This is a genomic window from Enterococcus sp. AMC1623 (assembly GCF_058216495.1).
On sequence record NZ_CM177096.1, the window covers coordinates 2,506,531 to 2,526,652 of the forward strand.

Genomic DNA, 20,122 nt, shown 5'->3' on the forward strand with positions numbered 1-20,122 from the left:
GGTGAAAAAAGTGAAAGCATTAGCAGTAACAGGTGTTGAAAAATTTGAGCTACAAGACTTAGCTATTCCCACACCACAAAAAGGGGAAGTACTCATAAAAGTTGCCTATGTTGGCGTTTGCGGGTCTGATTTACCAAGGTATTTCGACGGTGGCGTGCATCAATTTCCACAAATCTTAGGACATGAATTTTCAGGAACTATTGCTGAAGTTGGTGAAGGTGTACAATTGAAAAAAGGCACACGTGTAGCAGTTGCGCCATTAGTTCCCTGTAATGAATGTGAACAATGCCGTAGTGGTCGTCCACAACTATGTCCAAATTATAGTTTTATTGGATCAAGACAACAAGGTGCGATGGCTGAATACGTGATTGCTCCTGTAGAAAACTGTCTAGTCGTTCCGAAAGAATTGGCTTTAAAAATCGCGGCTACCATTGAACCACTGACCGTAGCAATTCATGGAATTGAACGAATTCGAACAAAATCCGGTGATAAAACGTTAGTTCTAGGTGCAGGCACGATTGGTTTAATGACCGTGTTAGCATTACGTGCACGTGGCGTTGGTGAAATTACCGTGATTGATTTAAACGAACAAAAATTAGCATTAGCAAAACAAATTGGCGCAGATATCGTCGTCAATCCATTAACAACAGATTTAGAGCAACATTTTAAAGAAAACGGACTAGCTTCGGTCGTTTTTGAAACTGCGGGAAATCATCTTACCCAAGTGCAAGCAATTAAATATGCTGATCGCCAAGCAAAAGTTGTTTTTGTTGGAACTTGTACGCGCCCTGTAAAATTTGAAGCAGAAGAATTTGAATTAATTTTACGTCGTGAATTAGAATTAACGGGTTCATGGATGTCTTATTCAGCACCATTTCCAGGTTTTGAATGGCATGCGGCTTTACGCTACTTAGCGACAGGTGAGATTGATACGTTACCGTTAATTACCGGGATTTATTCCTTAGAAGATCAAGCGATTCCTTTTGAAAAAATGCGCGAAAAAGAGTCAAAAGAAGTCAAAGTATTATATGAAATTGGAGGAGAAGTTGAGTGAGTGAATTGAAAGATAAGCGATTACGTAAGACGTTAAATGACCAGCGAGTGATTGCAGCGTTAGCCATCGATCAACGCGGTGCGATGAAAAAAATGATTACGAAGTATAAAGAAGAAGCCACTTCGGAAGACATTATAGAATTTAAAACTTTAGTCTCAAAAGAATTAACACCCTACACATCTTCCATATTACTAGACCCCGAATACGGATTACCTGCGGCCAAACAGAAAGATCCAGAAAGTGGCTTATTATTAGCATACGAGAAAACGGGTTATGATGCAACTGTTCCAGGAAGATTACCAGATATTTTAGATGTATGGTCAGTACGTCGCTTAAAAGAAGCGGGTGCTGATGCGTGTAAATTCTTGTTGTATTATGATGTCGATGAAGCAGAGGAGATTAATGAACAGAAGCATGCGTTTATTGAACGTTTAGGCTCAGAATGTGTAGCAGAAGAGTTACCATTTTTCTTAGAATTAGTTTCTTATGACGCTGCTGGTTTAGATGCGAATAGTGCGGAGTATGCAAAAGTAAAACCGCATAAAGTCAACGATATGATGAAGATTTTTTCAGATGAAAAATATCATGTTGATGTCTTGAAGGTTGAAGTACCAGTGAATATGAATTTTGTTGAGGGCTATGCTACAGAGGAAGTGGTTTATTCAAAAGATGAGGCAGCAAAATATTATGCAGAACAATCAGCTGCGACCGAATTACCTTTTATCTTTTTAAGTGCCGGCGTTTCAGCAGCCTTATTCCGTGAGACGTTACGTTTTGCTAAAGCTGCCGGTTCAACCTTTAATGGTGTCTTATGTGGTCGGGCAACTTGGGCAGATGGCGTAGAAGTTTTCATTCGAGATGGAGAAGAAGCCGCGATTAACTGGCTACGTACTCAAGGGAAACAAAACGTGGATGAATTGAATGCCGTCTTAGCTGAAACAGCAACCCCTGTTAAATACTAAAAAAGGAAAACTATCAATCGTATGGTTGATAGTTTTTTTCGTAAATATCATCTGATAAGTTCGTGTTTTTTTAAAAAAAATCATTTTTATAATATAAATGTTCGTATTTTTCTTTTTTTAATAATTAAAAGTATGTGAATATTCGATTTTTATTGAAATTACTTTCAAAACTTGTTACAATAATTTAGGAATGCACTAAATAAAGAAAGAGGTATTCATATGTCATCAGTGGTAGTTGTAGGTACGCAATGGGGCGATGAAGGAAAAGGGAAGATCACCGATTTCCTAAGTGAAAATGCAGAAGTCATCGCTCGTTATCAAGGTGGAGATAATGCAGGTCACACAATCAAATTCGATGGTGTCACATACAAATTGCACTTAATCCCATCTGGAATTTTCTATAAAGAAAAAATTAGCGTGATCGGAAATGGTGTTGTAGTCAACCCGAAATCTCTAGTAAAAGAATTAGCTTATTTAAAAGATCATGAAGTTAGCACAGAAAATCTACGTATCTCAGATCGTGCACATGTCATTTTGCCTTACCATATCAAATTGGATCAATTGCAAGAAGATGCAAAAGGCGATAACAAGATTGGAACAACAATTAAAGGTATCGGACCAGCTTACATGGATAAAGCTGCTCGTGTCGGTATCCGTGTGGCTGATTTGTTAGATAAAGAAATTTTTGAAGAACGTTTACGTATTAATTTAGAAGAAAAAAATCGTCAATTCGTTAAAATGTTTGATTCAGAACCAATTGAATTTGATGATATTTTTGAAGAATATTATGAATATGGACAACAAATTAAACAATATGTAACTGACACTTCGGTTATTTTAAATGATGCATTGGATGAAGGCAAACGTGTTTTATTCGAAGGTGCTCAAGGTGTTATGTTAGATATTGACCAAGGAACATACCCATTTGTTACATCTTCCAACCCAGTTGCCGGTGGTGTAACTATCGGTAGTGGTGTAGGTCCTTCTAAAATTGATAAAGTGGTTGGTGTTTGTAAAGCATACACTTCTCGTGTAGGTGATGGTCCATTTCCAACTGAATTGTTTGATGAAGTCGGCGAAACGATTCGTAAAGTTGGTCGTGAATATGGAACAACAACTGGTCGTCCACGCCGTGTAGGTTGGTTTGACTCAGTCGTGATGCGTCACTCTCGTCGCGTATCAGGAATTACCAACTTATCATTAAACTCAATTGACGTATTGAGTGGTTTAGAAACAGTGAAAATTTGTACGGCTTATGAATTAGATGGTGAATTAATTTATCATTATCCAGCAAGCTTAAAAGAATTAAATCGTTGTAAACCAGTATACGAAGAATTACCAGGTTGGTCAGAAGATATTACTGGCTGTAAATCATTAGCTGAATTACCAGAAAATGCGCGTAACTATGTTCGTCGTATTTCTGAATTAGTTGGTGTACGTATCTCTACGTTCTCAGTAGGTCCAGATCGTAACCAAACGAACATTTTAGAAAGTGTTTGGTCTCAAATTTAATTAATCAAAGATTCATCAGAAAACACATTTTCTGATGAATCTTTTTTCTTTTGGTATAATAATAGTACTAGGTCAGGAGGGGAAAGAGATGTTTCAAATTATTACTGATGCGTGTTGTGATTTACCCGCAGAAATCCTCGATCAGGCAGATGTTGCGTATATTCCAATGATTTTAACACTCGATGGAAAAGAGTACGTCGATGATTTAGGTCAAACATTTGATTATGATGGATTTTTAAAAAGTTTACAAGAAAATAAACAACCAACCACCTCACAAATCAACATTGGACGTTATATGGAATATTTTCGTCCGCATGTGGAAAATAATGTCCCTATTTTATATATCGGTTTTTCTTCAGGTCTCAGTGGTTCCTACAGTAGTGCCTTACAAGCTGTAGAGTTATTGAAAGAAGAATATCCGCAAGCACTTATTTATTGTGTTGACACGAAAGCTGCTAGCTTAGGTGAAGGGATGCTAGTGATGGAAGCAGCGCGCTTACAAAAAGCAGGAAAATCATTAGAAGAAATTGTTGAGTGGTTAGAAACATATAAAATGAATTTGCGTTCTTGGGTGATGGTGAACGATTTAAAACATCTTGAAAAAGGTGGGCGTATTTCGAAAGCCGCAGCTACAATCGGAGGCTTATTGCATGTTAAACCGATTATCACAGTAGACACAGAAGGTAAGTTACAAAATGTTGATAAAATCCGTGGGCGCAATAAAGCCATTCAGAAAATAATTGCGGAGACTGCTCACGATTTGGATTTGACGATTGTGAATCAACTATATTTTGCGCATAGCGGTGATCAAGAAACTGCGCAGCAAATATTTAAAGAATTAAAAGCAAAGTATCCGCATGTGCCGATTACACGATATTCGCTTGGTCCAACCATTGCTAGTCATACTGGATACGGTTGTTTTGCATTGTTTTCGATGGGCAAAAATTCAAGATAATGGATTATCGTTCATTTGTTATGATTCATAACACTTGCTATTTACTTTGATAGTAATAATATGACTGTATATGTTTTTAAGTTAAAAGGAGCTAACAAAATGGATGTGTTAATGATAATACAAAAAAACTATTTGAATTTTTCCAAACAAGAACGAAAAATTGCTGATTATATTTTACGTTTTAGCCATCAAATAAAAAATATGAATATTGCAGAGTTAGCGAAAAACACGGGCACTTCTAATGCTTCAGTCACTAGATTTGTTAAAAAAATTGATTGTAAAAGTTATGCGGACATGAAATTTCATATCAATGCACAAAATGAAACGCAAGAAATTTATGAATCACATGGAATTGTTGATGAAGTATTTGTTTATTATCAAAATGTTATTAAAAATACGCAACGTTTAATTGATACGGATCAAATTGAAGAGTTGGTAGAGTTGCTGAATCAAGCGAAAAGAATTATTGTCATTGGCGCCAGTAATTCAGGCGTAACCGCAGATATTTTTCGAGTTCGTTTGATGCGAATGGGTTTATATGCTATTAGTTATACGGATCCTTTATGGATGTTGATGCATGCAAGCATTGCAGAAGAAGGAGATTTATACATTGCTATTTCTAATTCAGGAACGACCGAATCAATTTTAGAAACGGTTGAAATAGCTAAAGCACAAGGCGCTATCGTCGTTTCGATTACTAGCTATTCGGAAAATCCCATTGCAGAATTAAGTGATTTAGTTTTTCATGTATACAATACAAGATTTATTGATAATGAAAAATTTACTAATTCTCAATTCTCAAATATTTATTTAATTGATGTTATTACCACTTATTTACTTAAAAATGCTGAGTTTAGAGAAAAGATGTTTAAAACGAGGGAATCAATTGGAGATATTTAAAAAAAAATAAAAAAAGGCTGAAAATAAAGAAAATTATTTTCAGTCTTTTTTTTGTGTGAAAATAAGCAGAAACTAATTTTTAAATTATTTTCTAAAGAAAAGGCAATAAATTTGAAAATTATTACCAATATTTTATATTGCAATAATTATTTTCAGAATGTATGATGTCCTTAGAAAGGAAAATAAAGGTAATTAAGAAAGGGGTATTTTGTGAGCGTTTACGTACAACCATATACAATTCCGAATGTCACTATAAAACGTGAGGAAGAGCAATTATTTATTTCAATGGACAATGCCAAGGAGAACACTTATCAATTATTTTCAGGAAATCGTCCACATTTAGAAGCTATCAATAAAAAAATTGGAGAAAGTAAAAACAGTATGTTTCGTGTGACGCTTCCTGTCGATGAAGGGCCATACTACTTTGTTATTAAAGGAGAAGATTTTGAAACAAACATCTTTTCAGAAAGAGTTATTCAATTAAAGCAAGCGATTAATTTTCGTGATTTAGGAGGCTATCAAACAACAGATGGTCGCGTGACTCGTTGGGGATTATTGTTCAGAGGCGATCAGTTATCTAAGTTAGATGAAACTGACAGACGATTATTAGAAAAAATGAATTTGAAAACAATTGTTGATTATCGTTCCGAACACGAAAGAACTGTTAATCCGAATAAACAAATTGCGACCGTTATTCAAACTGTTCATTGTGATCCTCAATCAAGTTTTTCGGAAGCGGCAGCCAATGCGGTTGATCTGAATGAAGAAAATGTTAAACTTGTCCGCCAATTAGAAGAGGGAAAAATAGAATCAAAATACATTAACGGTAAAGGTGAAAATGTTATCGAGGACTATCAATTTTTAATTACTTCTGAACCAGCTAAAGAAGCATATAAGAAATTTTTACAGACATGTGCCGACGTAGCAAATGCACCTTTAGTTCATCATTGTCGTGGAGGAAAAGATCGAACTGGTTTAGGATCAATGTTTTTACTTTTATTACTAGGTGTCAAAGAAGAAGAAATTGTGAATGATTATATTTTAACTGGGATTATTCGTAAAGATAGAAACCAATTAAAATATGAACTTTATCAAGAACTGACAAAAAATGAAGACTATCTTGCGTATTTAATGGCAATGATTGAAACCAGAGAAGAATTTATTCGAGCAAGTATTGAGCGTATCAAAGAGTTATATCCAACAACAACGGATTATTTCATTCAGCATTTTGGTTTGACACAAGAACAAATTGATACGATGCGAGAGTTTTATTTAGAGGAGGGAATGAACAAATGACACAAGTCGCTGTAGTTGTAGCTAGCCATGGGGAATTTGCTAAATATGCTTTAAAAAGTGCCGAAATGATCGTCGGCACTCAAGAAAATTGTGGTGTTGTAACTGTTGGGATGGACGATACTTTACAAGATGCTATTCAAGGGATGCAAAATGTATTGAATCACTTAGATAGAAGTAAAGGAACAGTTATTTTAGTAGACATTTTAGGAGGAACGCCTTCTAATGTTAGCGGTCGTTTTGTTTTAACAGATGAAAACGTTTTAGTTTTAAGTGGGTTGAATTTACCTTTGTTATTGGATTTATTAACCAATCGGGAACGAAGCTTAGTAGAGATTGCGACTTCTTTAGAAAATTCATATCATGCAGGTTTTAATAATATAACGGAGCTATTTAAAAAAGGAGAAGATGAAGATGAGTGTGAAATTTTGTAGAATTGATGATCGTTTGATTCATGGTCAAGTTGTAACAACCTGGGTAAATGTTCATCAGATTGAGCAAGTGATTATCGTAAATGAAACAGTCGCCAACGATAAAATTCAAGCAAATGTATTAAAAATGAGTGCACCACCAACTATTAAATTGCATATCTTTCCACCAGAAAAATTTTTAAATATCATTCAAAAAAACCCAATTAGTCGTAATACCATGCTTTTATTTGCGTCACCATTTGACGTTGAAACTTTGGTAAACGCTGGTTATGAGATTCCCAAATTAAATGTTGGGGGCATGAGAGGCAATGCGGAAAGAGCGAAGTTGACCAAAGCTGTTTCATTGACGCCAACAGAAAGAGAATCTTTTGAACGAATGTTAGCTAAAGGTATGGATATTGAAATTCAGATGGTACCAAGTGAAAGTATTATCAAAATGAAAGAGGTGCTGTAAAAATGACAACGTTTATTATTACAGTTTTTGCTTTTTTCGTTGGGATTGACGATGTGAGTACAAAATTATTTCGTCGACCACTTTTATTAGCGCCAATTATTGGCTTTATTTTGGGGGATGTTCAAGCTGGATTAGCGATTGGTGCTACATTAGAAATTATGTGGATGGGAATTGGAAATGTGGGCGCCTATATGGCACCAGATATTATCACTGGTACATTAATTAGTACCTCTTTAGCCATTATGAGTCGTGGAGATGGAAATTTAGAAACTACAGTTGCTACTGCGGTAACTTTAGCTGTACCAACCGCTTTGTTAGCGCAACAATTATTGGTATTAATTGAAACAGTCAATGTCTCATTAAATGGTTGGGCACAGCGTTTAGCAGATAATGCTGATGTAAAAGGAACCAAATGGCTAATATATCCTCCAGCAATTTTGACAGGAGTTGCCAGAGCTTTACCAACATTTATTGCTTTACAATTTGGGGCAGGTGCAATTCAAAAAGTGATTGATTTATTACCGGAATTTATTATTAGTGGTTTAGGAACAGCAGGTAAGATTATTCCAGCTGTTGGTATTGCGCTATTAATGATGTCTATGATTAAAAAAGTAGAGATGTGGTTGTTTTTGATTTTAGGCTTTGTTTTGGCATCGTATATCAATCTAGATGTTTTGCCAATTACGTTAATTGCACTCGTTATTGCTTATATTTATGATTTAGCCATTCAAAAACCACAAGTCGTTCAAGCTGTTTCATCCAATTTAGAGGAAGAGGAGTATGATTTATAATGGAGCAAAAACTGACAAAAAAAGATCTTTGGGTAATGTTTATGCGTTTAAACACCATGCGTATTCCTTTAAATTATGAGACGCTTCAAGGTGTAGGTTTTATGCGAGCAATTGCGCCGGCTTTAGAGAAAATTTATCCTGATAAAGAAGAATTGCGAGAAGCAATGATTCGTCATACTGTGTTCTATAATTCACATGTAAATGGCGATGCAGCTATTTTAGGTCTAACTGCAGCAATGGAAGAATCTACTGGTCCAGACGAAAAAGAAGGGATTAATCCTTTAAAAACAGGGTTGATGGGTCCTTTAGCTGGACTAGGCGATAGTTTAGTGAAATTTACTTGGGTTCCAATTGTAGGAAGTATTGGTGCTTCATTTGCTTTGAGTGGGAGTATTATCGGACCTATCTTTATGTTTATCATGTATAATATCGTCAACATGGTAGGTCGTTATTACGCAGTTATCTATGGATATAAAAAAGGCATTCAATTTTTAAATGAAAATCAAGATAGTAACATTATTCAACGAATTTCATCTATGGCAAATGTTGTTGGTTTGATGGTGGTAGGGTCCTTAATTGCTTCTGTTATTAAGGTTGCGACCCCCCTTGAAATTTCAGTAGGTTCGAGCGTGACCGGTGAAGTTGGGGAGAACGTTATTGCTGTACAAGATATGCTAGATAAAATTATGCCCTCTGTTTTAAGTCTATTGGTTACATTTATTGTGTATCGTATTTTGAAAAAAACAAATGGAAAACATGCAGCTACGATTATTCTATGTATAATGGTCATTACTGTTTTCTTGAAATACTTCGGCATTTTATAACCAAAAAATCTGTTCTAGTGCACTTGTCGAGTGTTTAGAACAGATTTTTTTGATTATTTCTTACGATTTGTCTTTTCATCTGCTCTTTTTTGGTAAAAATGGTATGATAAAAAATAGTGAAACGAAACTATGAAAAAATGGATGGGATAAGATGATTATTATTGATTTTATTTTGCACGTGGATGAACACTTACTATATTTAGTACAACAATATGGTGCGGGAATTTATCCGTTATTATTTGCTATTTTATTTATTGAAACAGGTTTAGTCGTTTTTCCGTTTTTACCGGGAGATTCTTTGTTGTTTGCAGGAGGAGCTTTAGCTGCAATTAGTAATAGTTTGAGTTTACCTTTGATTTTGATAACTTGTATTGTAGCATCAATTTTAGGAAATACGATTAACTATAGTTTGGGTCGTCGCTTTGGAACACATGCCTTATATGAAGGAAAATTATCACGTTTTATCAAAGCGGAAGAACTGCAAAAAGCGGAAGAATTCTTTAATGAGAAGGGAAAATATACCATTTTCATCGGTCGATTTTTACCATTTATTCGAACATTCGTACCATTTATTGCTGGTTCAACTAAGATGAATCGCAGTACGTTTATGTTTTATAATGTGATTAGTGGCTGTTGTTGGGTGTTATTAGCCACATTGGCAGGATTTTTCTTAGGAAACATTCCTTTTATCAATGCACATTTTTCAATGATTATGTTAGGAATTATTTTTGTTTCTTTATTGCCGATGCTAATTTCGATGGCAAAAGGTTGGCAAACTAGAAGACAAGCACAATAAAAAAGGTTAGTGAATCTCGTATTCACTAACCCTTTTTTTATTCATATAACGCAGCGACACGTTTTTGCAAATCAGCATTTTCTAAGAATTCATCATACGTTGTTTCTGCACGATCCACAATTCCATTAGCAGATACCACAATAATGCGGTTAGCCAAAGTTTGAATAAATTGATGGTCATGTGAAGCAAATAATAATGAGCCAGTAAACGCCATTAAACCTTCATTCAAAGCAGAAATTGATTCTAAGTCTAAATGGTTGGTTGGATCATCTAAAACTAAAACGTTAGCTTTTGAAAGCATATTTTTTGATAACATACAACGCACTTTTTCGCCTCCAGATAGGACGTTGACTTTTTTCAAGACTTCATCCCCAGAAAATAGCATTCTTCCCAAGAAACTACGTAAGAACGTATTATCGTCTTCTTCTTTGCTGGCATATTGGCGTAACCAATCTAAAATAGTCAAGTTGTTATCAAACTCTGCACTAGGATCTTTTGGTAAGTACGATTGACTTGTTGTGACACCCCAACGAACAGTCCCTGTATCAGGAGTTAATTCGCCCATAATCACTTTAAATAATGTAGTTGTCGTAATATCATTGTTAGCAACAAAAGCTACTTTATCGTCTTTATTTAAGGTAAATGAGATGTTATCTAAGATTTTTTTCCCATCGATTGTCACACTAACATTTTCTACTTGTAACAAGTCATTGCCGATTTCACGTTCTGGTTTGAAACCAACGAATGGGTAACGACGAGAAGAAGGTTGGATGTCATCTAAGGTAATTTTATCTAACATTTTCTTACGAGAAGTTGCTTGTTTTGATTTTGATGCATTCGCAGAAAATCGTGCGATAAATTCTTGTAATTCTTTGATTTGTTCTTCTTTTTTGGCATTTGATTGTGACTGTAATTTCGCAGCTAATTGACTTGATTCTAACCAGAAATCGTAATTTCCGACATATAATTTAATTTTACCAAAATCTAAATCAGCCATATGCGTACATACTTTATTTAAGAAGTGACGGTCATGAGAAACGACAATAACTGTATTTTCAAAGTTAATTAAAAATTCTTCTAACCAAGCAATTGATTGAATATCTAATCCATTGGTCGGCTCGTCTAGTAATAGAACGTCTGGTTGACCAAATAAAGCTTGTGCTAATAAGACTTTCACTTTTTGTCCAGCAGTTAATTCGCTCATGTGTAGTTGGTGTAATTCTTCTGGGATATTTAATCCTTGAAGCAAAACAGCAGCTTCTGGTTCAGCTTCCCAACCATTTAATTCAGCAAATTCACCTTCTAATTCAGCAGCCTTGATACCATCTTCATCACTAAAATCTTCTTTCATATAAATGGCATCTTTTTCTTTCATTACATCATATAGTCGTTTATGTCCCATAATGACTGTTTCAATGACTGTGTATTCTTCAAAATCAAAGTGATTTTGTTTTAAAACAGCCATACGTTCATCAGGACCTAAGGCAACATTTCCTGTTGACGGTTGGATTTCTCCGGATAATATTTTTAAAAAGGTTGATTTACCAGCACCATTTGCACCGATCAAACCATAGCAATTTCCGGGTGTAAACTTAATATTCACATCATCAAAAAGTTTGCGATCTGAAAAATGCAAACTAACATCACTTACTGTAATCAATTCTTTTCCTCACTTTTACATGTATTCTAGACCAAGGTCTCCTAGCATTATATCGGTGATAGTCAAAAGTTTCAAGGTATTGCGTTGGAATTCACGATTTCATGGATTTTTTCAAGGCGCAAACGGAATGAGTTTAAATAAAATTAATAGAAAAAACAGGACAATAAAAATCAGTGGACTGAAACTAATAATCAAGGTGGTGAGATGAATCGGTGATTTTTCTTTCTTATAAGAAACGATTGAAATGACACCAGAGATGAGTGACAGAATAATTGCGAACCAATCACCGAATGCCGATCCGACGAGAAATGTTCGTGTCATAGGAATCCAAACAACTGCAATAACTAAAACTGCTAACCCAACAGTCACTATTTTTCGCAACATAACATTTTCCTCTTTTTTTATTAGTATAGCAGGTTTTGTTATTGAAGATAATCAAGTATTTTACCCCCTTTCCTTGATATTTCTTTTGGTTAACCTTAAAATAAAAGCGATATCATTGATTAAAAATAGTGGAGGAAAAAAATGGTCGATTGGTTAGTAAGTTTACAACCTTGGCAACAAGCATTAGTAGGCACAGGATTTACTTATTTTATGACAGCATTAGGTGCCGCATTGGTTTTTTTCTTTAAAAGTATTAACCGCAACGTATTAAGTACGATGTTAGGTTTTGCTTCGGGCGTAATGATTGCAGCAAGTTTTTGGTCGTTATTAGATCCAGCGATTGAGCGAGCAACAGAAAATGGCGATATTCCATGGTTAGTTGTGAGTATTGGCTTTGGTTTAGGTGGTATTTTTCTATATGTCGCTGATAAAATTTTACCGCATTTACATTTTGGACAAAATGAGCAACCAGAAGGCATACCGAGTCATTTTAAGCGAACTATTTTGTTGGTTTTCTCAATTACACTGCACAATATTCCAGAAGGATTAGCTGTCGGTGTAGCGTTTGGTGCAGCCGCCAACGCTAGTGACCCTCGAGCTGCCGTTTTAGCCGCATTGTCAGTAGCAATCGGAATTGGAATTCAAAATTTCCCAGAAGGAGCGGCAGTTTCGATTCCTTTACAACAAGAAGGGTTAAGTCGAACCAAAGCTTTTTTCCATGGGCAAGCATCAGGATTGGTTGAACCGATTGCTGGGGTGATTGGTGCGTTATTAGTGACCAAAATGACGATGATTTTGCCTTATGCGTTAGCTTTTGCGGCCGGTGCAATGATTTATGTCGTTGTCGAAGAACTAATTCCAGAGGCCCAACTTTCATCACCTACTAGACGTCATTTTGGCGTATTTGGGACGATGTTAGGTTTTGTCATTATGATGATTTTAGATGTGGCGTTGGGATAAAAAAATGCTTAACAGGGTCGAAAAAAAGACTTGGAATTCAGTTTTTCAACTGTTTTTCCAAGTCTTTTAGCATTTTTCGATTGGGTAATAACTGATTTACACCGATTGCTACAAACATTCCGATAAAACTATCTACTACGCGAGCAAACGCATAGTGATACGATTCTGTTTCTGGAATCATAAACAAAATTGTTAAGAGTGTGGCACATGCACCGACTGTTCCTTCTTGATAACCGAAATGAGACAGCAGAGAAATCATAAAAATAATTAATAACGGCATAATGATCAGTTGGATTTCTTTCCCATCGCCAAATAATTTAAAAAGAAAAATCGCAACAATGGAAAACATGGCACCAAAAGTATTGCCAACTACGCGATGTTTGCCAAATTTTAAGGTATTAATCATGTCCTCGCGTAAAGTAAAAATTGCCGTAAGTGCAGCTACTACATACGTTTCTCGATGAAAAATAATACTAATTAAGATACAAATAAAGACACTTAGTCCAGTTTTGATAGTGCGTAACCCGATTTTCAAAAAAACTTCCTCCGTTGTTTGTTAGATAATTGGTAGTATAGCAATAAATTTCCTGAAGATAAAATGAAAACTAGACTTCTAATCAAGACAATGGCAACGTGTCTCAAGTGTTGTCTTAGCTATTCTTTGATATAATAACAATGAGAACGGATTTTCTTAATAGGAGGAAGGAAGATGGGAAAACAAACAGGTCGTATTGGGAAACTTCTCGGACCAATAGGAAAAGTCTTACGAATTATTCCTGATTCTACAGAATTAATTAATAAAACAATTGAAGAGACAGCACCAATTATTTCCAAAGAGTTAGATAGCCGACGTGAAAATAAAAAATTATACAAAGATGTTCCAGAAGTCATTGAATTGCATGTTACACGGGCGAAAGATATTTTGGAGAAACTAGGATTTATTACACAAGAAGTTTTAGTCCAACCTAATAAAAAATATCAAAATAAAATAGATGGCGAAGTGGTCGCCATTGCACCTAAAGGAAAAACAGCGAAAATTGGCTCATTAATTAAGCTGTATTATGTCAATGAACAAGTCATTTCAGAATCACGGCAACGTGAATTGCCAGATATGATTGGTATGCATGTGGATGAAGCCAAAGATTTTTTACTAAATGTGGGGTTAAAACCTGTCTTAAAACTAGCTACGCCACACAAAAAATATGCGTATACACATGAAAATATTGTCGTCGATTCCGACCCTAAATTGGATTTGTTTCATAAATATGTCAAAGCAGGTAGTATCATTCAATTGTATTATGTGAACGATTATGTAGTGAATCAAAGTAAAAAATTACTAGCAGAAAAAACACCTAAAACAGTAGTTCCCAAAAAATCATTCTTTTTTAAAAAGAAAAAATAAAACAGCTGGCTTTTCAAAAAGTCAGCTGTTTTTTATCTGAATGTTATTAGTAAGATCGACGGTTATGACTTCTTCTAGATCCGGTTAACCAACGGACAATGAAGAAGGCGATTAATAAAGGAATACCAAATTTAAACGCTACATAGAACAAGCCACCTACTAAGGATAAAAGAATCTTAATAGCGAAACTTGCGATAATCAAACCAACCACTAACTTAATAATATTTGATACTGTCGAATTATTCATCATTTTTTCCTCCTGTTTTTCTTCTTGTACTTAATTTATCAAAAAGAAACAGGAAAAACATCCGTCTTAAGAAGGATTATCCGCGAATTTGACCATCTCCATAGACAATGTATTTCGTTGAGGTTAGTTCTGGTAAGCCCATTGGTCCACGCGCATGAAGCTTCTGGGTAGAAATTCCAATCTCTGCACCGAAACCAAAGACGAACCCATCTGTAAAACGTGTAGAAGCATTGACATAAACCGCAGCTGCATCAACTTCTTTTAAGAATTTTTGTGAAGCGAAGTAATTGTCAGTGACAATTGCTTCAGAATGCTTCGTGTTATATTGATTAATATGCGCAATGGCTTCTTCAATAGAATCTACCACTTTAACGGCAAGAATATAGTCCGAATATTCAGTTGCCCAATCTTCTTCAGTAGCTAAAATCGCATGTGGTAAGAACTGCTGAGCACGTGCATCGCCTCGCAATTCAACTTCTCCATCTAATGTTTCCGCTAATTCTGGTAAGAAAAATTCAGCAATATCTTGATGAACTAATAAGGTTTCAATCGAATTGCAGACAGAAGGGCGTTGTACTTTGGCATTGACTGTAATGTTTAGTGCCATTTGTAATTGTGCATCTTTATCCACATAGACATGATTATTACCTGTTCCAGTTTCAATTACAGGAACGGTCGCAGTTTCTTTCACACGTTGGATTAAACCAGCACCCCCGCGAGGAATTAATACATCTAAATATTTGGTTAAACGCATCAATTCGTTAGCTACTGCATGTGAGGTATCATCAATAAATTGAATCGCATAAGGCGAAAAATCATTGGTGATTAGTGTGTCTTGCAAAATTTTCACTAAAATTTGATTTGAATAAAAGGCTTCTTTTCCCCCACGTAAAATGACAGCATTCCCTGTTTTGAAACATAAACTTGCTGCATCAGTAGTGACATTTGGTCGTGATTCATAAATAATTCCGATAACACCTAAAGGAACACGTTGGCGTCCAATCATCAAACCATCTGCATTTTTCCACATTTTTTCCACTTCACCGATTGGATCTGGTAATTGAACGACTTGTCGCATCCCATCTGCCATGTCTTTAATACGGTCTTCTGTTAGACGTAAACGGTCTTTCATGGTTTCTTTGATGCCATAATCATCTGATTTTGCTAAATCTTGCTCGTTGGCTTCTAAAATCACAGAAATATTTGCTTCAAGTGCATCTGCCATTTTTTCCAACAATTGATTTTTTGTGGCAGTATCTAATAAACCGAGTTGATACGCACTTTCTTTTGCTTGTTGACCTAATGTGTGTAAATCTGTCATATTCATTCCTCCTTAAAGAATGTTCCAATCTCTTCTCCATTGACGATATCAAAAATAACTTTTGGACGTTTGCCATTGGCTAAAACCATCGCGCTATGATTTTCCAAGACGCGTTGCGCAGCTTTTAGTTTACTATACATGCCACCTGTGCCATATTGACTGCCTTTTCCACCTGCACGAGAATATAAATCATCATTGATTTCAGTTACGCGAGAATATAACTTCGCTTCTTTATTCGTAGCGGGATTATCTGAATAAAAGCCATTAATGTCTGACAGCATAATTAATAAATCCGCATCAATTAATTGCAATACGATGGCTGAAAGTTGGTCATTGTCGCCAAATTTTGTGGTATGGTCTAATTCATCGACAGCGACCGTATCATTTTCATTAATAATCGGAATAATGCCCATTTTTAGCAATTGATCCAAGGTATTCACTACGTTTTTGCGACTCTCAGGAAATTCAATTACATCTCGAGTTAATAAAACTTGCGCTGTTTGTTGGCTGTAAGTTCCAAAGCGTTGACCGTAAATCGACATTAACTCAGCTTGTCCGACTGCTGCGACTGCTTGTTGTTCAGGAATCGATGCAGGACGACGATTCATATTTAATTTATTCATCCCCACACCAACAGCACCAGAAGAAACTAAGATGACTTCTTTCCCACGATTTCTTAAATCTGTTAATGCAAAAGCCAATTCATCGATACCAGCTAAATTAATATTGCCATTGGGGTAGATTAAGGAACTGGTTCCAATTTTAATGACGATACGTTCGGCTTTGTATAAATTTTTTCGCATAAGCTACCTCTTTTAGTTTATATAGTGCTTCTATTGTACTAGCAAAAAGGTATTTCGTCATGTAAATTCTTTCAAAATTCAGAAAAATTGAGAGTAAATGTGAGAGGAAAAATCCTTTGCTAAAAATTATACCAAAATATTGGTTAGGAGCAATTCTACAAAATATCGCTAGCGAAATAAAGAAAAGTTGCTTACAATTAAACTAAATAATTAGTCATGGCAAAAACATCTAAAAAAATTGGAGGAAAGCAGGAGCAAATTATGGAAAAAAATACAAAAAGTCTTAGCTGGAAAATTATTCCTATCAGTACCATTGAAGGCGTGCGTTTTGGTCAAGTTGAGAATCAAGACGGCATGACGGGAGTCTCTGTTGCCTTGTTAGCGAAGAATACAGCAGGTTTAGATATTTGTGGCGGTGGGCCGGCAAGCCGTGAAGCTCATTTATTATCACCATTAACAGATGATAAATCAATCAATGCACTAGTTTTTTCAGGTGGTTCTGCTTATGGATTAGCCGCTTCAGATGGGGTTATGCGTTATTTGGAAGAGCGCAACGTAGGCTATACGGTAGTGGATGCCGTGGTTCCTTTAGTCGTTCAATCGTGTATTTTTGATTTAAATATGGGAAATTCTAAAATCCGTCCTGATGCTGACATGGGCTATGCGGCTTGTGTTGCGGCTGAAAAGGCTGAAGAACCACTTTCTGGAAATGTTGGTGCGGGAACTGGTGCAACAGTTGGAAAACTATGTGGCATGCAGCAAAGTCAAAAAGCGGGCATTGGTTATTTTGCGGTTCAAGTGGGAGAACTGAAAATTGGCGCCATGGTTGTTGTTAATGCAGTTGGCGATATTTTTAACTATCAAACGGGAGAGAAAGTAGCAGGAGTAGTGACACCCAACCGCAGCGATTTTTTGCCAACAGATGAACTCATGATTCAAGCGCAACAAGCATTAACCAACGGCGCTAATACTACGTTAGCAGCAATTTTTACGAATGGAAAATTTTCAGCACCTGAAATGAATCGAATTGCTGCCATAGCGCGAACTGGTTTGGCTCGTTCCGTGCGACCAGTCAACACGATGGCAGACGGCGATGCAATTTACACCTTTTCACTAGGAGAAGTGGCGGCGGATTTGAATATTGTTGGTACGTTAGCAGCGAATGTACTTTCAGAAGCCATCTTAAAGGCAATCGAAAACACCACCCTTTCCGATACTGAGTTTTTACAGTTGATTTAAGTAACTTTATAGTAGAAATAAGATGAATGAAAGCACCCTTTCATTCATCTTATTTCGTGTGCTGCCATACTTAGGCGAGAAATGTCCAATAATTTTAAATTTTCTCAACAGAAGAAACAAACTTTCTTCGTATTTTTTGAGTAAGCTAATATCTAGACCATTAACTTTCAATTTTTATGCGAACTTATGTTAAAATAGGCATAGTATTTATTGGAGGTTTATGATGAAAAAACGAGGATTTGAACGTGTAACAAGTTTTGAAGGACAAGCAATCAATTTACCTATAAGAGCAACCAATCATGCAGCAGGTTATGATTTTGAAGCTGCTGCAGATGTCGTGATTCCGAGCATTTGGAAACAATTTTTCTCACGTAGCATTGGGAACAATCAAGCAGTTGAAAAGAAAATCAAACCGGTATTAGTACCGACAGGGATTAAAGCTTACATGGGCGATGAAGAATTTTTACAATTAGCCAATCGCTCTAGCAATCCGTTGAAACGTTTCTTAGTTTTAAGTAATGGGGTAGGCGTGATTGATAGCGATTATTATAATAATGAAGCAAATGAAGGCCATATCATGTTCCAATTTACGAATTTTGGTTTACGTGATGTCACGATTAAAAAAGGTGAACGAATTGGTCAAGGGATTTTCTTACCATTTTTAAAAGCCGATCAAGACGAAACAATTGGAGAACGTACAGGCGGGTTTGGTTCTTCTGATAAATAAAGGAGGACAAGATGGCAAAAAAAGCAAAAACCCAATTTGAATGTCAGCACTGTGGCTATATTTCTCCTCGTTATTTAGGAAAATGTCCGCAATGCGGTAGCTGGAATTCAATGGTAGAAGAAAAAATTCAAGATACGTCTGATCGTCGTACACGTACGACATTAACTGGGCAAAAAATGCAACCGACGAAATTAGCGGATGTTATTCCCAAAAAAGAACCTCGTGTGCAAACGCAACTAGGTGAATTAAATCGCGTGTTAGGTGGCGGTGTCGTTCCTGGTTCAATGGTCTTACTTGGTGGTGATCCAGGGATTGGTAAATCGACACTATTATTACAAGTCTCACAGCAGCTTGCCGCAACAGGTGGGAAAGTGTTGTATGTTTCGGGCGAAGAAAGTGCCGAACAAATTAAAATGCGTGCGCAACGTTTAGGCGTGGTGGATAATGAATTTTATTTATACGCAGAAACAGATATGCACGATATTAGCCGAGCGATTGAAAGTTTAGAACCCGATTATGTAATTATCGATTCGATTCAAACAATGACTCAACCAGATATTAGTAGCGTTGCCGGAAGCGTCAGCCAAGTGCGTGAAACCACTGCAGAACTTTTAAAGATTGCCAAAACAAACGGCATTGCGATTTTTATCGTTGGTCATGTGACGAAAGAAGGATCGATTGCTGGTCCAAGAATGTTGGAGCATATGGTGGATACTGTATTGTATTTTGAAGGGGAACAACACCAGAGCTTCCGTATTTTAAGAGCAGTCAAAAATCGGTTTGGTTCAACGAATGAAATTGGTATTTTTGAAATGCGTGAAGGTGGATTGGAAGAAGTCGCTAATCCCTCACAAGTTTTTCTTGAAGAACGTTTAGCAGGCGCGACAGGTTCAGCAATTGTCGTTGCCATGGAGGGCAGTCGTCCGATTTTAGTAGAAATTCAAGCCTTGGTGACTCCTACGATGTTTGGAAATGCCAAACGAACTACTACCGGCCTCGATTTTAATCGTGTCTCGCTGATTATGGCAGTTTTGGAAAAACGTGCCGGATTGTTGTTACAAAATCAAGATGCTTATTTAAAAGCAGCTGGTGGTGTGAAATTAAACGAACCAGCCATTGATTTAGCGATTGCGATTAGTATTGCTTCGAGTTATAAAGAAAAAGGAACGGAAGCAACCGAATGTTTTATTGGTGAAATTGGGTTAACCGGTGAAATTCGCCGAGTAAATGCAATTGAGCAACGAGTGAAAGAAGTACAAAAATTAGGCTTTAAAAAAGTCTATGTTCCCAAAAACAACTTAGTCAATTGGGAACCGCCTAAAGGAATTAAGGTAGTCGGTGTAGCGACATTAGATGAAGCATTAAAACGGGTTTTTCGTTAAGAAAAATAAAACAACGTAGATTAAA

At 36.2% G+C, this 20,122-nt stretch carries 22 protein-coding genes; 16 read left to right on the plus strand and 6 right to left on the minus strand.

The genetic code is table 11. The features are described 5' to 3' along the window. The first annotated feature begins 1 nt into the window (after nucleotide 1). The 11 genes from AC4BC7_RS12030 (at nucleotide 2) to AC4BC7_RS12080 (ending at nucleotide 9,972) form a co-directional block, all read left to right on the plus strand. Nucleotides 2-1,054: an alcohol dehydrogenase catalytic domain-containing protein gene (locus AC4BC7_RS12030; RefSeq protein ID WP_207941887.1), complete on the plus strand. Its 1,053-nt coding sequence runs from the start codon at nucleotides 2-4 to the stop codon at nucleotides 1,052-1,054. Then, a complete protein-coding gene (gene lacD, locus AC4BC7_RS12035; protein ID WP_490502976.1) occupies nucleotides 1,051-2,016 on the plus strand; it encodes a tagatose-bisphosphate aldolase in 966 nt (321 codons plus the stop codon). Before AC4BC7_RS12030 ends, lacD begins: the two co-directional genes overlap by 4 nt. A gap of 219 nt (nucleotides 2,017-2,235) precedes the next feature. Beyond that, nucleotides 2,236-3,528 (plus strand): adenylosuccinate synthase, encoded by a 1,293-nt coding sequence (locus tag AC4BC7_RS12040; RefSeq protein WP_207941889.1) that lies wholly within the window; start codon nucleotides 2,236-2,238, stop codon nucleotides 3,526-3,528. Between the two features lie 88 nt (nucleotides 3,529-3,616). Continuing rightward, nucleotides 3,617-4,483 (plus strand): DegV family protein, encoded by an 867-nt coding sequence (locus AC4BC7_RS12045; protein WP_207941890.1) that lies wholly within the window; start codon nucleotides 3,617-3,619, stop codon nucleotides 4,481-4,483. 99 nt (nucleotides 4,484-4,582) lie between these two features. Then, nucleotides 4,583-5,383 carry a MurR/RpiR family transcriptional regulator gene (locus tag AC4BC7_RS12050; RefSeq protein ID WP_207941891.1) on the plus strand — a complete coding sequence of 267 codons (801 nt, stop codon included), beginning with the start codon at nucleotides 4,583-4,585 and terminating at the stop codon, nucleotides 5,381-5,383. Between the two features lie 210 nt (nucleotides 5,384-5,593). Then, a complete protein-coding gene (locus AC4BC7_RS12055; protein ID WP_207941892.1) occupies nucleotides 5,594-6,679 on the plus strand; it encodes a tyrosine-protein phosphatase in 1,086 nt (361 codons plus the stop codon). Next, a complete protein-coding gene (locus AC4BC7_RS12060) occupies nucleotides 6,676-7,110 on the plus strand; it encodes a PTS sugar transporter subunit IIA (RefSeq protein ID WP_490502977.1) in 435 nt (144 codons plus the stop codon). Before AC4BC7_RS12055 ends, AC4BC7_RS12060 begins: the two co-directional genes overlap by 4 nt. Further along, a complete protein-coding gene (locus tag AC4BC7_RS12065; protein ID WP_207941894.1) occupies nucleotides 7,091-7,561 on the plus strand; it encodes a PTS sugar transporter subunit IIB in 471 nt (156 codons plus the stop codon). The genes AC4BC7_RS12060 and AC4BC7_RS12065 overlap by 20 nt, the downstream gene beginning before the upstream one ends. 2 nt (nucleotides 7,562-7,563) lie before the next feature. Further along, entirely contained in the window at nucleotides 7,564-8,352 is a 789-nt protein-coding gene (locus AC4BC7_RS12070; protein ID WP_207941895.1) for a PTS mannose/fructose/sorbose/N-acetylgalactosamine transporter subunit IIC, read from the plus strand. Next, a complete protein-coding gene (locus tag AC4BC7_RS12075) occupies nucleotides 8,352-9,176 on the plus strand; it encodes a PTS system mannose/fructose/sorbose family transporter subunit IID (protein ID WP_207941896.1) in 825 nt (274 codons plus the stop codon). The genes AC4BC7_RS12070 and AC4BC7_RS12075 overlap by 1 nt, the downstream gene beginning before the upstream one ends. Before the next feature lie 151 nt (nucleotides 9,177-9,327). Next, the gene (locus tag AC4BC7_RS12080) at nucleotides 9,328-9,972 is read left to right on the plus strand and encodes a VTT domain-containing protein (protein ID WP_207941897.1); all 645 of its coding nucleotides are present in this window, start codon (nucleotides 9,328-9,330) and stop codon (nucleotides 9,970-9,972) included. A 37-nt stretch (nucleotides 9,973-10,009) separates the two neighbouring features. On the opposite strand, the gene AC4BC7_RS12085 is transcribed toward AC4BC7_RS12080, so the two are convergent. Both AC4BC7_RS12085 and AC4BC7_RS12090 read right to left on the minus strand, forming a co-directional pair. Further along, nucleotides 10,010-11,632 (minus strand): ABC-F family ATP-binding cassette domain-containing protein, encoded by a 1,623-nt coding sequence (locus AC4BC7_RS12085; RefSeq protein ID WP_490502978.1) that lies wholly within the window; start codon nucleotides 11,630-11,632, stop codon nucleotides 10,010-10,012. Between the two features lie 111 nt (nucleotides 11,633-11,743). Beyond that, entirely contained in the window at nucleotides 11,744-12,016 is a 273-nt protein-coding gene (locus tag AC4BC7_RS12090; RefSeq protein ID WP_207941899.1) for a hypothetical protein, read from the minus strand. Between the two features lie 141 nt (nucleotides 12,017-12,157). Here AC4BC7_RS12090 and AC4BC7_RS12095 point away from each other — a divergent pair, with 141 nt between their 5' ends. Beyond that, entirely contained in the window at nucleotides 12,158-12,976 is an 819-nt protein-coding gene (locus tag AC4BC7_RS12095) for a ZIP family metal transporter (protein WP_490502979.1), read from the plus strand. A gap of 37 nt (nucleotides 12,977-13,013) precedes the next feature. On the opposite strand, the gene AC4BC7_RS12100 is transcribed toward AC4BC7_RS12095, so the two are convergent. Beyond that, nucleotides 13,014-13,511, minus strand: a complete 498-nt coding sequence (locus AC4BC7_RS12100; RefSeq protein ID WP_207941901.1) for an FUSC family protein — start codon at nucleotides 13,509-13,511, stop codon at nucleotides 13,014-13,016. A gap of 174 nt (nucleotides 13,512-13,685) precedes the next feature. Between AC4BC7_RS12100 and AC4BC7_RS12105 the strand changes: the two genes are divergently transcribed. Next, complete coding sequence (locus tag AC4BC7_RS12105) at nucleotides 13,686-14,378, plus strand: PASTA domain-containing protein (protein ID WP_490502980.1); 693 nt, start codon at nucleotides 13,686-13,688, stop codon at nucleotides 14,376-14,378. A 46-nt stretch (nucleotides 14,379-14,424) separates the two neighbouring features. On the opposite strand, the gene AC4BC7_RS12110 is transcribed toward AC4BC7_RS12105, so the two are convergent. The 3 genes from AC4BC7_RS12110 to proB form a co-directional block, all read right to left on the minus strand. Next, the gene (locus tag AC4BC7_RS12110) at nucleotides 14,425-14,625 is read right to left on the minus strand and encodes a hypothetical protein (protein WP_490502981.1); all 201 of its coding nucleotides are present in this window, start codon (nucleotides 14,623-14,625) and stop codon (nucleotides 14,425-14,427) included. Nucleotides 14,626-14,701: 76 nt separating this feature from the next. Continuing rightward, the gene (locus AC4BC7_RS12115; RefSeq protein ID WP_490502982.1) at nucleotides 14,702-15,946 is read right to left on the minus strand and encodes a glutamate-5-semialdehyde dehydrogenase; all 1,245 of its coding nucleotides are present in this window, start codon (nucleotides 15,944-15,946) and stop codon (nucleotides 14,702-14,704) included. 2 nt (nucleotides 15,947-15,948) lie between these two features. Then, a complete protein-coding gene (proB, locus tag AC4BC7_RS12120) occupies nucleotides 15,949-16,749 on the minus strand; it encodes a glutamate 5-kinase (RefSeq protein ID WP_207941905.1) in 801 nt (266 codons plus the stop codon). Nucleotides 16,750-17,010: 261 nt separating this feature from the next. Here proB and AC4BC7_RS12125 point away from each other — a divergent pair, with 261 nt between their 5' ends. From AC4BC7_RS12125 to radA, 3 genes are all read left to right on the plus strand, one after another. Next, entirely contained in the window at nucleotides 17,011-17,988 is a 978-nt protein-coding gene (locus tag AC4BC7_RS12125; RefSeq protein ID WP_490502983.1) for a P1 family peptidase, read from the plus strand. A gap of 223 nt (nucleotides 17,989-18,211) precedes the next feature. Beyond that, complete coding sequence (locus tag AC4BC7_RS12130; protein WP_207941907.1) at nucleotides 18,212-18,715, plus strand: dCTP deaminase/dUTPase family protein; 504 nt, start codon at nucleotides 18,212-18,214, stop codon at nucleotides 18,713-18,715. 11 nt (nucleotides 18,716-18,726) lie between these two features. Then, entirely contained in the window at nucleotides 18,727-20,097 is a 1,371-nt protein-coding gene (gene radA / locus AC4BC7_RS12135; protein ID WP_207941908.1) for a DNA repair protein RadA, read from the plus strand. Nucleotides 20,098-20,122: the final 25 nt, after the last annotated feature.